The sequence below is a fragment of the Lacibacter sediminis genome (assembly GCF_014168535.1).
Lineage (GTDB): Bacteria > Bacteroidota > Bacteroidia > Chitinophagales > Chitinophagaceae > Lacibacter > Lacibacter sediminis.
On record NZ_CP060007.1, the window covers coordinates 4,481,476 to 4,495,254 of the forward strand.

A 13,779-nucleotide genomic window follows, 5' to 3' on the forward strand; every position below is an offset into this window, starting at 1 on the left:
CACCACTACTATTTTGCTTTTTGTCGCATGTACTCCAAAACATCCCCACTTTCAATAACAGGCTTATCTGTTACATCGCACTTATACCAATAGATCCAGGCGTTAAACTCGCCATTATCAGTATATACTGTTGTGAGTGCACGTTCGTATAGCTGCACTTCACCTTCTTCGGGATGCACTCCTTCATAATCATCTAACTGGCTGATGGCCCAATCAAATTCATCGGGGGAATTAGCTTCGTATAATTCGCCAATGATAAAGTGATCATCTGTTGTTGGTAAGGCGGCTGGATATTCAACCAGATCGTACAACTTGCCTTTTACTTTTCCATCGGCAAGATGCTTAAAATAAGGAGCAATATATTGAAAGGCAGGGCCATGAAAACCTCTGCGTAAACTTCCGTAAACAAATATTAATTGTATGGCATTATTCATGCCTTAAAGATACAATGAAGAAGGAACAAGATTCAAGAAAACAAGGCACAGGAAGGAAAATACAATGCCCAAAAAACAAGTTACAAGAAATCAAAACCCAAATTCTAAAACACCAATACCCAATTCCCTAAAAATCATCCTTCAATCAAAAACACAAATACTTCTTTGGGGCCATGCACACCCACCACCAATGTTTTTTCAATGTCGGCTGTGCGGCTGGGGCCTGTTGCAAAGCTTATAAATGATGGCAACTGCCCATTATACTTTTCACGCAGCGCAAGTAATGCATCTTTCAGATCATACACTAACTGGCTTGTATAGGCGATGCAAACATGAACAGGGGCATATACACTTGTTGTACGTCCGCTTTCATTGGCTGTACTCAACACCATTGTTCCTGTACGACTCACCAGTAATTCGCAGGTGGTTAAACTCACATCCGAATCAGCAAGGTTGTTATGAAAGTTGATCGCTAATTTTTGCTGCCTAAAGATGTCGATCAGCTTTTTTTCCCTGCACACTACTTTATCCCATTTGCGTGTGGCAGCTAATTGCAGGAGTTGATCAGCCATATCCTGTTCATCGGCACAGAAGGTAAACCTGCCTTGCAGTTTTGTAAACTCCTGCGCAAACTGCACAGCCATATCATCAACCGGCGGTTGAAATACGCTGCTGTTTCCTTCACTATGGGGAAAAGGAACAGGCACCGGATGACTCAGTGCCTGTCTTATTTTTTTAAGAATATTTTCCTTTGCGGGAGAAATGCTCATACTGATTACAAAGTTTCTTTCAAGTCACGACCTTCTTTGTCAACGTTTGCTGCATGCATCACCGGAACATTATCTTCATCTAACAATTTCTTATGTTCAAACGGGCGCTTGCCGATCAACGCTTCCACATCACTCTGGAACAACACTTCTTTTTCCAATAATGCCTTCGCCAGTTTTTCTACATCACCTTTCTTTTCAGTAAGCAATGCTTTGGTGCGCATGTAAGCAGAATCAATGAGCAAACGAACTTCGTTATCAATCATCTCTGCTGTTTTCTCGCTATAAGGCTTTGTGAATGTTTGCTCCTGGTTCGGATCATAATAGCTGATGTTACCCAGCTTATCATTCATACCATAAACGGTGATCATTGAATAAGCAATACGTGTGATCTGTTGCAGATCATTACTTGCACCCGTTGAAATTTTTCCAAAGAAAATATCTTCACTTGCACGGCCACCAAGTGTCATACAGATCTGATCGTTCAGTTGTTCGATGTTATAGAGATACTGTTCTTTTGGTGTGTATTGTGCGTAACCCAATGCTGCTGTACCTCTTGGAACAATGGTTACTTTTAATAACGGATAGGCATGCTCTAAATACCAGCCGCAGATTGCGTGGCCTGCTTCGTGGTAAGCAATGATCTCTTTCTCTTCGGGACTGATGAGTTTGTTCTTCTTTTCCAAACCACCAATTACACGATCAATTGCATCCTGGAAATCGCTCATATCAACTGCAGCTTTCCCTTTACGTGCAGCGATCAATGCCGCTTCGTTACATACATTGGCAATATCTGCACCGGCAAAGCCAGGTGTTTGTTCTGCCAGTTTATGAATATCGAGTGTTTCAGAAATTTTAATTGGTTTCAGATGCACTTTAAAGATCTGCTCACGACCTTTTACATCAGGACGATCAATAGAAATTTGTCGATCGAAACGACCCGGACGTAACAACGCCGGATCCAAAACATCGGGACGGTTTGTTGCCGCAAGGATGATGATACCGGTATCGCCACCAAATCCATCCATTTCCACCAACAACTGGTTCAATGTATTTTCACGCTCATCATTACTTACAATAGCATTTCTTCCACGTGCACGACCGATGGCATCGATCTCATCAATAAAGATGATACACGGTGCTTTTTCTCTCGCCTGCTTAAACAAATCACGCACACGACTTGCACCCACACCTACAAACATTTCCACGAAATCGGAACCGCTGATGCTGAAGAAAGGAACCTGTGCTTCACCGGCCATTGCTTTTGCCAGCAATGTTTTACCCGTACCGGGAGGACCTACCAGCAATGCACCTTTTGGAATTTTACCACCAAGTGCTGTATATTTTTTAGGTTGTTTCAGGAAATCAACGATCTCCATCACTTCCACTTTTGCTTCATCTAAACCAGCCACATCCTGGAAGGTAACATTCACTCTTGTTCCTTTTTCAAACAACTGAGCTTTTGATTTTCCAATGTTGAAAATACCGCCACCTCCAGGACCAGCTCCGCCACCACTGTTCATCTTCCGCATGAGTAAAACCCACAGGCCGATCAAAACGAGAATAGGTAAGAGTAAGCTAATGAGTGGGCTCAGCCAGTTTTCATCAGTACTGTAACTGGCAATAGGTTTACCGGTAACAGCTGTATTGGTTGTAATGATCTGCTGGATACGTTTATCGAATTCTTTATGATCTGCAACCGTGAACTCAAAGTTGAGCGGTTTGGTTTTATCGATCTTCACCTTTGCTTCCCTTGCCGTCACGATCTTTAAGATAGCCGGATCGTTCGCAGCTTCTGTTTTGAGTGTAACTCTTACAACATCCTTATTTCTCACAATGGTGTATTTTTCAACATAGCCTTTCATAAGCATGCTGTCTTCAAATACAACCTGTGAAGTGGGGATCGCATCGGGTGTAATTCCACGGTAGAGGTTAAAGCCGATCAAAACGGCAGCGATTAACGCATAGAGCCAGTAAATATTAAAACGAAACGGTTTACGGCCATCTTTCTTATCACCGCCGCTGCTGTCTGGATTATTTCCTTGATTCAAACTCATCTTGTTGTTTTTTTCCCTTCGTCCGGGATTTCAGATAGTATTACAAATAAGTAGCTAAAAGTTTCAGGTGGTAACTGTTAATATTTTGCTGATGTAGTGTTATTCATGATCAGCAGCAGCAGCATCGCTCCACATTTCCTCAAGCCGGTAAAATTTTCTTGTTTCGGGATGAAAAATATGCACCACCACATTTACATAATCCACCAGTACCCATTGCAACGCACTCATCCCTTCATGACGGTAAGGCCCTTCGCCACATTCTTCTTTCACCAGGTATTCAACATGGTCGGCAATGGCTTTTACCTGTGTGGTGCTGCCTGCTTCGCAGATGATGAAAAAATCAGAAACGGCTTCCGGTATCTTCCGCAAATCGAGGCTGATGACGTTTTCACCCTTTTTTTCCTGGATGGCCCGAATGATCGTTTTAAATAATTTGCTGTTTCGGTTAATGCGTGCCGTAGTGCTTTTAGAATCCTTGCTCCGGTTATTTAAGAGAGATAAAGTACTCAATCGCTTGGTGGTTTAATGAATAAATCTGTTTTTTGCTAACGACGTTTCATCGCAGCTTTTTACTTTTTAATTTGTCCAAAATTAGTCAATCTTCGGTAACCATGCTTCCTAAAAAATCAGATAACTTATGGATTGAGCTTCCTTCAGTGGACAGCACCAACAACTATGCCATGGGGCTGATACATGAAGGACTGGCACAGCATGGTTTAACCATACGCACCGCCCACCAAACCAAAGGAAAAGGCCAACGGGGAAAGGTGTGGGAAACCGAGCCTGGCGCCAACTTGAGCTTCTCCATTATTGTGAAACCGGGACTGCTTCTTTCCCAAAGTTTTCAATTACTGGCCGCTACCGCCTTGGCGGTGAGAGATGAATTAGAGAAAGTTTTGGGCGATGAAACAAAAATTAAATGGCCCAATGACCTCTACTGGCGTGACAGAAAGACAGGGGGAATCCTCATTGAAAACGTTGTTCGTGGCAGGCAATGGCAATGGGCAGTGATCGGTATCGGTATCAACGTCAATCAAACCAAATTCAAAGGCCTTAAGAACCCGGTTTCGTTAAAACAGGTTACAGGCAAAGAAACTGATGTGTTGGAGCTGGCGCATGCTATACAAAAAACTGTTTTGATCAACTGCGATAACCTGCAACAGCAAGGGTTTAACAGGATTTTCGAAAGCTATAACCTTCAGCTCTATAAACTGCAGCAGTCCGTTCGGTTAAAAAAAGGAACCCGCATCATCTCAACAAAAGTAAACGGAGTAAATAAATCGGGTCAGTTAGTTACAGGAAATGATGTGGAAGAGTGTTTTGATTTTGGTGAAGTAGAATGGCTGCTTTGAGATTTATTGTTTTTTTTTAAGACTTCGTTTTTTTCTAAGCCCTAACGGATGTTACCTTTGCGACTCCCGATGGCTATCGGGCCAAAAAATATAATCACCTGAACTAAACATAAATAATCAATACATGAAAATTGCTGTAGCTAAAGGCGATGGAATAGGTCCGGAAATTATGGAAGCAGTATTATCCATTTTTAACGCCAACAAAGTTCCGTTGGAATATGAGTTTGTAGATATGGGTAAATGGGTGTTTGATAAAGGTTTCAACAACGGTATGACGCCTGAAGCCAAACAAACCATTGAAGCGTTGGGGCTTTTGTTTAAAGGGCCGATGGAAACGCCCAAAGGCAAAGGTGTAAAGAGTATTAATGTTACTGCACGTAAAACATGGAATACCTACGCCAACAAACGTGATTTCCAAACACTGCATGGTGTTGATACGGTGTTCAGCAAAGCCGGTATTCCAATCGACATTACAGTAGTTCGTGAAAATATTGAAGATACTTATGGCGGTATTGAACACATGCTTACACATGATGTGGCATTGAGCCGTCGTTTTATTACCCGCCCCGGCAGTATGCAGGTGATCCGCTATGCGTTTGAAATGGCAAGGCAGAAAAATGCAAAACGCATTACCTGTGGTCATAAAGCAAATATCATGAAGATCACGGATGGTTTGTTCCTTGAATGTTTTCATGAAGTAGCGAAAGAATATCCTGAGCTGAAAGCCGATGATATTATTGTGGATGACCTTTGTATGAAATTGGTTACACGCCCCGATCTGTTTGATGTGGTGGTATTGACCAATCTGCAAGGCGATATTGTAAGTGATCTGTGTGCAGGATTAGTTGGCGGATTAGGTTTTGCACCAAGTGCAAATATTGGAGATCATATTTCCATTTTTGAAGCAGTGCATGGTACAGCTCCGGATATTGCAGGAAAAAATATTGCAAACCCAACAGCTTTATTGTTGAGTGGTTTGGCTATGCTTCGTCATCTTGGTTTAACAGAAAATGCAGGTTTGATTGAAAACGCATTACTGTACACATTAGAGAATGGTGTTCATACCGGTGATTTTGGCGATAAATCTATTCCTGCTGTAAACACCACGCAATTTGCTGAAGCCATCATCAACAATTTTGGTAAGAAACCTCAAAGTGGCGGACGGGAAATTATTCCAAACAAACCAGGCACGCCTACTCCATTGAAATTGGAATACAACTCTATGATGGTGTCGCATGAAGGTGAAGCAGAAACCATTGTTGGTGTTGATCTGTTTATTGAAAGTGATGAACAACCAACTGCTATTGCTGAAAAATGTCAGCGACATGCAGGTGTAAAGTTTAAGTTAGTAAGTATCAGCAACCGAGGTACACAGGTGTGGCCAACAGGTTCTGTTTACACCAACTTAGTAAATCAATACAATGTGCGCTTTGAAAGTATTGAAGACTATCCATTGAATCAGCAAGACGTGATTGGATTGTATGTAAGCATGAGTGGCAATTTCAAGATCTGTTCATTTGAATTACTGAATATGTGGGGCGATAAGAAAGCATATAGTTTGGCACAGGGGCAGTAAGCTGTTTCAAAATAAAAAGGAAGAGCCGCAAATTGTGCGGCTCTTCCTTTTTACAAACCCGGTGATTATTTAATTATTTGCCGCACCGGCATCGATCCAGCAAATGATCGAATTCTTTTGAGCAGCGGTTAATGTACCGCTCTTAGGCATGGAGCCACTTAAAACGGCAGCACGTATCTGTGTTTTTACTTGATTGATCTCAGCATAGGTATTTAATGCAAAAGGAACCGTAGCTGAAGGAGCATTGTGGCAACCACTTACGGTACAACTCGCCTGAATAATCGGCAATACATTTGCAGAAAATTGTATAGCGGCACTTGTACAGTTAGGCGTATAGGTAGTACCCCCGCCTCCATTACCACCACCACCATTGTCCGTACCACCTGATTTTTTACACGAAGAAACAAAGCATACCGCTATCAGCATTGTGCAACTAACAAGCCATTTCATAAAGAATAATTTTAAAAGTTATAACACCTGTTTCTCAAGTAACGTGAGATTGAATTAATTGGTTGCCTCGGGCATAATTTTAAGGTTAATGAATAATTGATATGAGCAATTATTCATTATGTTGCAAGCCTTATACAGATCATAAGCGCCCATAGGCAATCAACGAGATGAATAAACCAGAAACAAACGCAGAACTAAAACCAGGCAGGCAACATTTTTTAATTCTCGATGGGTTAAGAGGTATTGCAGCACTGGCTGTTGTTGTGTTTCATTTTATGGAATGGATCTTTGCTGATTTCAGTAAAAACTTTATTGCACATGGATTTCTTGCAGTTGATTTCTTTTTCTGTTTATCCGGATTTGTCATTGCTTACGCATACGATAACCGTATTGAAACATTAGGCATTAAAACATTTTTCAAACTTCGGTTTATTCGTCTGCATCCATTGGTGTGGCTGGGTTCAGTATTAGGGTTGCTTGGTTTTTTTCTTGATCCGTTTGCCAATGAAGCAGCAGCATATAGCAGCGGTATGATCGCATTGGTTTTTCTCAGTTCAATATTCCTCGTTCCCTTCCCTGTAATGGCAGATCGTGGGTTTAACCTCTTTAGTTTTAATGCACCTGCCTGGTCGTTGTTTTGGGAGTATATTGCCAATATTCTATATGCACTCATTCTACGGAAGCTCAACCGAACTGTTTTACTCCTATTAACTATAGCCGCAGCAGCAGGTATTTGTATGATCTTATTTCGTACAGGAAATTTGTTGGGCGGATGGTCAAAAGATAATTTCTGGGATGGTGCTGTTAGAGTAGCTTATTCGTTTTTGGCCGGCATGCTTGTCTATCGTTCGAACTGGGTCATTAAGAATAAACTTGGCTTTACAGGCTTAACTGTTTTATTAGTTCTTGCTTTTCTCATGCCGTTTGGCAGATGGAACTGGCTTACCGAATCATTTGCTGTGATCATTTATTTTCCCTTGATCGTTTCGTTGGGAGCCGGTGCAATGTTATCGGAAAGAGTAAAGAGCATCTGCACATTTTCCGGAGCTATCTCTTATCCACTATACATGACGCACTATGCCTTCATCTGGATATTCGGTCACTACTTTCTTGCAAACAAACCCGGCACAACTGAATTAACAATTGTAGTTATCTGCGGTACAATATTGTCTGTTACTACCGGCTACTTGGTGATGAAATTTTATGACACGCCTGTAAGAAAGTATCTGCACAGGCGCAGGAACAAATAGCTTTCGTGCTTATCTCACTGCCTCTTGTAATGTATCCAGTATTTGCTGTGTGTGTATTTTAGTCAACACACGTGTAACAACAGCAGTGATGATTCCTTTTTCGTTGATGACAAAAGTTGTACGCACCAATCCATCGTATATTTTACCCATGAATTGTTTTTTGCCCCATACATCGTAGGCATTGATCACTGTATGATCTACGTCGGCAATTAAACGGAAAGGGAGATTGTTTTTTGTTTCAAAACGTTTATGTTTCTCAACAGTATCTTCACTAACCCCAATAATTTCGAAACCCAATTTTTTCAGTTCTGAAAAATTATCTCGCAGGTTGCAGGCCTGCACAGTGCAGCTTGCTGTAAGATCTTGTGGATAGAAATAGAGTATTACTTTTTTGCCTTTATAATCAGATGAAGATATTTTCTTACCGTCCTGGTCAACACCTTTAAACGCAGGAGCTTTATCACCAACCTTTAACTTTGTAACATAATTCTTAAACGGTTCTTTCTTTGCAGCTTTGGCCTGTGCCTTTACTGCTGCCTTCTTAATCACTGCTTTCTTCTTTGTTGCCATTCTCTTTTTTTTGATAGAAACATTCGTACCACTGATTTGTTCAATTAACGAATGATCATCTGATTATTTTCTTGTAAACCTGATCACACGCTCTGTAACATTACCTGCTTCATCTTCCACTCTTAGTTTCAATTCATGTTCACCGGGCGGACAATGTTCATCAACCTTGTAACGATACACAGGGCCAAGTCCGCTAAACATCAACCACTCACCATCAAGTTCTGCACGAAAACTGTAAATAGCTTTCTTGTTATCCGCAACTGTGCAGGTTATGTTTGCTCCTGCAGCAATTGCACCGCCATCAACAACACCTGCAATAGCTATTGTTGGTGGTACTTCATCCACTTCCAGCCAAAACTCACCAAAATCACGTGACTTTGCTTCGTACCAGCCTTTTACAAATGCAGCACGTTCCACCACCATTTTCCCTCTGCTGTTATGAATCATGATCACACGATTGCGTGCACTTCCTGCAATTTCTTTGGTTGGTTTAATACGAAACATCATGGAATCATGCGCAGGTATCAACGGTGAATGCATCACATGAATATTGGAATAAGCTGTTGCACTTGTTTTGTAATTGTACACAAAACGAAAAGCATCATAAAAACTTTTCTCCGTGCTCACCATCTGCACATCAGCCTGTTCAAAAATATTGATCTGGTTGGGAAGCATATACCTGCTGTCTTTCTGAATATTAGCAGATGACGATGTTGTTGCCGTACGTTTTAAATTGAAACGAACTGTTGATGCATTATTGTTTGCATCTTTCACAACGATCTTCACCTGGTGTGTTGCAGTATCATCCAGGTGAATGAGCCCATCATTTTGTTTGAAATAAATTGGTAACCTGTCGCCGGGCAACGGAGACAAATGCTGATAATAAGAACCGCCATTTGCTTTAATACGGTAATCGATATGGGCATTCAGGTAGCGTGTTTGCAAATAATCAATGCCATCAATCTGAAATCCACTGACAGGTTCTTCATCAACATATACTGCCGCTTCGAAAATGCCATTCGAATTCGGTACACCGGTTATACGATCAGTTGCAACAATGGCAAATGAAACAACATCACTGTTTACAGTAATGGTTCCGCCGGCCACACTGTATCCACCTGCTGCACGTGTCAACATCATTGTTCGGGGTGTTTGCTCGTAGGTGCTTTTTGTGCGATCGTACACAGCAAGTTTAGTTATATCAGGAGGCGTTACATCGTATACACGATGAAAGAGTAATGCATTTAAACAGGCATCATCATCCGTACGACGTATTTCATAATGCACATGCGGTCCTGCCGACGCACCCGTGTTGCCACTGTACGCAAGAAACTGTCCTTTCTTAACCGGGAACTGATTTTCTTCAAACTCCACATCGCCCTTCCAGCTTTGTTTTGCATATTGCCCTTCTTTCATTGCCTGCAACACCTGTGTCGGGAATGTGTTCATGTGACAATACAAAGTTGTATAACCATTCGGATGACTCACATAAATGGCATTACCAAAACCATTCGGATCAACTTTTACTTTTGAGATCCATCCATCTGCAGGTGCATAGACCTGTAGGTTTTCACGACGAAGTGTAAACAGATCCAACCCCATGTGAAAATGGTTGGGACGCATTTCACCAAAATTTGCATTCAGTTTTAAGGCAATATCCAATGGATAACGAAAATAATTGGTTGGATAATTTTGCGGGGGAAACAGTTGAGCAGATGCTGCATGAAAAACAAAGAATGAAAAACAGAAACTGAAAAAGTGTTTGACCATGCGGCAAAAATAAGAAAGATGAAAGATTGACCACAGATGAATATGTTAAGACACTGTGGAATACATGCAAGCCCACAGATGAACACAAATGAACACAGAAAATCCCATCTGTATTGCCACGAATCTTCACGAATGAAATTTAAATAGATGCCAGTTATTCATTATCCGGCAAATCCTATTAATCTCAAAAATCATGGTTCAGACAATTGACCTAGCCATCCATCAAATTCTTTTCAAACAGTTCCTTTTCCCTTTATCTTTAAAGCTCCACAACAATTCAAGTATGAAGAAAATTATTCTGTTTGCGCTGATCGCTTTTGGCTTCAGCTTTCATTCATTTGCCCAATCGCCAACATGGCTTCGTTACCCCTCCATTTCACCTGATGGTAAAACGATTGTGTTTACTTACAAAGGTGATCTGTACAAAGTTGCGTCAGCCGGTGGCTCAGCTACTCCTTTAACCCTGCACGAGGCACACGACTTTATGCCCGTTTGGAGTAAGGATAGTAAAAGTATAGCGTTTGCAAGCGACCGTTATGGTAATTTTGATGTATTTGTTATTCCGGTTGAAGGTGGCGAAGCAAAACGTCTCACTTATCATTCATCTGCAGAATATCCGTACAGTTTTACCAACGACAATAAAGCTGTTGTGTTTGGTGGCACAAGAATGGACCTTCAAACAAACCGCCAATTCCCATCTGGATATATGACCGAGTTGTACAGTGTTGCTGTTAACGGTGGCCGTGTATCGCAACTGTTTACTACACCCGCCGAAGATGTAAAGTTTAGTAAAGATGGAAGCAAACTTATTTATCAAAATAAAGTAGGTGGTGAAAACATCTGGCGCAAGCATCATACATCTGCAGTAACAAGAGATATTGTGCTGTATGATTTCAAAACCAATACACACAAACAGATCACATCTTTCAATGGTGAAGACAGAAGCCCGGTGTTTACAACCGATGAAAGTGGTTTTTATTATTTGAGTGAAGAAAGCGGATCGTACAACATTCATAAGATGAATTTGAGCGGTGGGAAATCAGAAAAACTTACTTCGTATAAAAAACATCCGGTACGTTTCCTTACAAGCAGTAACGATGGACTGTTGAGTTATGGATACGATGGTGAAATTTATACTATGAAACCCGGCGCATCTGCACAAAAAGTAAATATTACGATTCTGTCTGATGCACGTAACAATAAAGAACAGGTTTACCGTGTAAGTACAGGAAGTGGTATGAGTCTTTCACCAAACGGAAAAGAAATTGCTTTCTTATACCGTGGTGAAGTATTTGTAACCAGCGTTGACGGCGGTATCACAAAACGTATTACCAACACACCGGAAGCTGAAAACAGTGTGAATTTTTCGCCCGATGGAAAAAGCATTCTTTATTGCAGCGAGCGTGATGGCAAGTGGAGTGTTTATGAAACCAGAATGGAACGCAAAGAAGAACCTTATTTCTATGCATCTACCATTTTGATAGAAACAGCGGTGCTAGAAAATAAAAATACCAATACACAACCGGTGTACTCACCTGATGGAAAAGAAATCGCTTACATTGAAAACAGGAATCAACTCCGTATTTACAACATAGCATCAAAACAAAGTCGTACGCTTTTAAATGGCGATTATCTTTTTGCATGGACAGAAAATGATCAATACTTCCAATGGAGCCCAGACAGTAAATGGCTGTTGTTTGATTATGCCATGCCAGGCAGTGCTGTTGGCGAAGTAGGCTTAGTAAGTTTAGACGGTAAAAAAATTGTGAACCTTACTGAAAGTGGTTTTAATGATTCACGCCCCAAGTGGATCAATGGTGGCAAAGCCATGCTGTGGTTCAGTAACCGTGATGGTTTGCGTGGCGCAGCAATGAGTGGTGGTGCGCAAAGCGATGCATATGCACTGTTCTTTACACAGGATGCGTTTGATCGTTTCAAACTGAGCAAAGAAGATGCGGCTCTGTTAAAAGAAACAGAAGAAACAAAAGCAAAAGCTGATACAACAAAAAAGAAAGCACCTGCAAAAGATTCTGTAGTGATCGATTGGGATGGTCTTACACAACGTAAAACAAAACTCACGATTCATTCTTCATCAATGGGTGATGCATTGATCAGCAAAGATGGTGAAACGTTGTACTACCTGGCACGTTTTGAACGTGGCATGAATTTATGGACCACCAATCTCCGCACAAGAGAAACAAAAATGTTAGTTCCGCTCAACGCAGGTTTCGCAAATATGGTGTGGGATAAAGAACAGAAAAATATTTTTCTGAATACAGATGGTGGCTTTGCGAAAATTGATCCGAACAGTGGCAAACAAGATCGTATCAGCATCAATGGCGAAATGATTGTTGATGGATTGAAAGAACGTCAATATCAATTCGATCATGTGTGGCGCAGAACAAAAAATACATTCTACACACAATCGTTCCATGGCATTGATTGGGATAGTTACAAACCCGATTATGAAAAACATTTGCCTGGCATTGGCAACAATTATGAAATGAGTGAATTACTGAGTGAATTGTTAGGTGAGCTAAATGTAAGCCATAGCGGTGCTGCATACGGCGGTGCCGGTAATCCAAATGCTGATGCAACTTCTGCGCTTGGTATTTTTTATGATGTGAATTTCAAAGGCAACGGTATTAAAATACTTGAAGTGATCAAAGACGGTCCGCTGGATAAAGCAGGCATGAATGTAAAAGCGGGAACCATCATTGAATCAATTGATGGAGAAATGATCTCCCCTGATAAAGACATTGCACAATACCTCAACCGCAAAGCGGGCAAGAATACATTGGTTGTGTTAGTCGAAGGATCAACAAAACGTGAACTCATCGTTAAACCAATTTCGATTGGTGAAGAGAGCCGTCTGTTGTATGCACGTTGGGTAAAACGCAATGCTGATGAAGTTGACAAGATGAGTAATGGCACATTAGGCTATGTACACATTCCGGGCATGAACGATGGCGCTTTCAGAACCACGTATGAAGAGATCATGGGTAAGCATTTCCAGAAAAAAGGAATTGTAGTTGATACACGTAATAACGGTGGTGGTGATCTTGTTGCAGACTTAGCAATGTTCTTAAGCGGCAAAAAGTTTATGGACTATGCAACTGATACACGCAGCAATGGTTTTGAACCAAACTTCCGCTGGACCAAGCCAAGTATTTCATTGGCGAATGAAGGCAACTACAGTGATGGACATTGTTATGCTTACATGGTGAAGGAAGTTGGTATTGGCAAACTGGTTGGTATGCCCGTGCCGGGCACTTGTAGTTTTGCTGCATGGGAAAGTTTGATGGATACAGGTATCCGTTGGGGTGCACCAACTGTTGGCTGTAAAGACAGCAACGGAAAATATCTGGAGAATGCACAAACAGAACCCGATATTAAAGTGAAACCAGAAAATGAAAAAGTGAGTATGGGTAATGATCAGCAGTTGGAAACAGCTGTGAAGGAATTGATGAAAGAAACGAAATAAGATCTTACTTTATATCCCTAGCTCATAATCCCCTGTTTGTTAAAATTACCAGACAGGGGATTATCTTTT

Annotated in this window: 11 protein-coding genes; 4 read left to right on the forward strand and 7 right to left on the reverse strand. The window is 41.2% G+C overall.

Annotation, left to right across the window (positions count from 1 at the left end; genetic code table 11):
- Positions 1–8: 8 nt before the first annotated feature.
- The 4 genes from H4075_RS19085 to rsfS form a co-directional block, all read right to left on the reverse strand.
- Positions 9–434: a gamma-glutamylcyclotransferase family protein gene (locus tag H4075_RS19085; protein WP_182802413.1), complete on the reverse strand. Its 426-nt coding sequence runs from the start codon at positions 432–434 to the stop codon at positions 9–11.
- A 134-nt stretch (positions 435–568) separates the two neighbouring features.
- Entirely contained in the window at positions 569–1,204 is a 636-nt protein-coding gene (locus H4075_RS19090; RefSeq protein ID WP_182802414.1) for a LutC/YkgG family protein, read from the reverse strand.
- Positions 1,205–1,209: 5 nt separating this feature from the next.
- Positions 1,210–3,258: an ATP-dependent zinc metalloprotease FtsH gene (gene ftsH, locus H4075_RS19095; RefSeq protein WP_182802415.1), complete on the reverse strand. Its 2,049-nt coding sequence runs from the start codon at positions 3,256–3,258 to the stop codon at positions 1,210–1,212.
- 99 nt (positions 3,259–3,357) lie between these two features.
- Positions 3,358–3,768, reverse strand: a complete 411-nt coding sequence (gene rsfS, locus H4075_RS19100) for a ribosome silencing factor (protein WP_182802416.1) — start codon at positions 3,766–3,768, stop codon at positions 3,358–3,360.
- Positions 3,769–3,869: 101 nt separating this feature from the next.
- Here rsfS and H4075_RS19105 point away from each other — a divergent pair, with 101 nt between their 5' ends.
- Entirely contained in the window at positions 3,870–4,610 is a 741-nt protein-coding gene (locus H4075_RS19105; RefSeq protein ID WP_182802417.1) for a biotin--[acetyl-CoA-carboxylase] ligase, read from the forward strand.
- Positions 4,611–4,734: 124 nt separating this feature from the next.
- Positions 4,735–6,186: an NADP-dependent isocitrate dehydrogenase gene (locus H4075_RS19110; RefSeq protein WP_182802418.1), complete on the forward strand. Its 1,452-nt coding sequence runs from the start codon at positions 4,735–4,737 to the stop codon at positions 6,184–6,186.
- A gap of 69 nt (positions 6,187–6,255) precedes the next feature.
- Here the strand turns inward: H4075_RS19110 and H4075_RS19115 are convergent, their stop codons facing one another.
- On the reverse strand, positions 6,256–6,636 hold the full coding sequence (locus H4075_RS19115) for a hypothetical protein (protein WP_182802419.1): 381 nt from the start codon (positions 6,634–6,636) through the stop codon (positions 6,256–6,258).
- Positions 6,637–6,803: 167 nt separating this feature from the next.
- Here H4075_RS19115 and H4075_RS19120 point away from each other — a divergent pair, with 167 nt between their 5' ends.
- The gene (locus H4075_RS19120; protein WP_182802420.1) at positions 6,804–7,886 is read left to right on the forward strand and encodes an acyltransferase family protein; all 1,083 of its coding nucleotides are present in this window, start codon (positions 6,804–6,806) and stop codon (positions 7,884–7,886) included.
- Between the two features lie 9 nt (positions 7,887–7,895).
- Here the strand turns inward: H4075_RS19120 and bcp are convergent, their stop codons facing one another.
- Together bcp and H4075_RS19130 are read right to left on the reverse strand one after the other, a co-directional pair.
- The gene (bcp, locus tag H4075_RS19125; RefSeq protein WP_182802421.1) at positions 7,896–8,456 is read right to left on the reverse strand and encodes a thioredoxin-dependent thiol peroxidase; all 561 of its coding nucleotides are present in this window, start codon (positions 8,454–8,456) and stop codon (positions 7,896–7,898) included.
- 63 nt (positions 8,457–8,519) lie between these two features.
- Entirely contained in the window at positions 8,520–10,226 is a 1,707-nt protein-coding gene (locus H4075_RS19130; RefSeq protein WP_182802422.1) for a M23 family metallopeptidase, read from the reverse strand.
- A 283-nt stretch (positions 10,227–10,509) separates the two neighbouring features.
- On the opposite strand from H4075_RS19130, the gene H4075_RS19135 reads away from it, so the two are divergent.
- Complete coding sequence (locus H4075_RS19135) at positions 10,510–13,710, forward strand: S41 family peptidase (RefSeq protein ID WP_182802423.1); 3,201 nt, start codon at positions 10,510–10,512, stop codon at positions 13,708–13,710.
- The last annotated feature ends 69 nt before the right edge of the window (positions 13,711–13,779 follow it).

Excerpts from the sequence above, each read along its gene's own strand:
- H4075_RS19085 (WP_182802413.1), bottom strand. The coding sequence starts at position 434 with ATGAATAATGCCATACAATTAATATTTGTTTACGGAAGTTTACGCAGA.
- H4075_RS19090 (WP_182802414.1), bottom strand. The coding sequence starts at position 1,204 with ATGAGCATTTCTCCCGCAAAGGAAAATATTCTTAAAAAAATAAGACAG.
- ftsH (WP_182802415.1), bottom strand. The coding sequence starts at position 3,258 with ATGAGTTTGAATCAAGGAAATAATCCAGACAGCAGCGGCGGTGATAAG.
- H4075_RS19105 (WP_182802417.1), top strand. The coding sequence starts at position 3,870 with ATGCTTCCTAAAAAATCAGATAACTTATGGATTGAGCTTCCTTCAGTG.
- H4075_RS19110 (WP_182802418.1), top strand. The coding sequence starts at position 4,735 with ATGAAAATTGCTGTAGCTAAAGGCGATGGAATAGGTCCGGAAATTATG.
- H4075_RS19115 (WP_182802419.1), bottom strand. The coding sequence starts at position 6,636 with ATGAAATGGCTTGTTAGTTGCACAATGCTGATAGCGGTATGCTTTGTT.
- H4075_RS19120 (WP_182802420.1), top strand. The coding sequence starts at position 6,804 with ATGAATAAACCAGAAACAAACGCAGAACTAAAACCAGGCAGGCAACAT.
- bcp (WP_182802421.1), bottom strand. The coding sequence starts at position 8,456 with ATGGCAACAAAGAAGAAAGCAGTGATTAAGAAGGCAGCAGTAAAGGCA.
- H4075_RS19130 (WP_182802422.1), bottom strand. The coding sequence starts at position 10,226 with ATGGTCAAACACTTTTTCAGTTTCTGTTTTTCATTCTTTGTTTTTCAT.
- H4075_RS19135 (WP_182802423.1), top strand. The coding sequence starts at position 10,510 with ATGAAGAAAATTATTCTGTTTGCGCTGATCGCTTTTGGCTTCAGCTTT.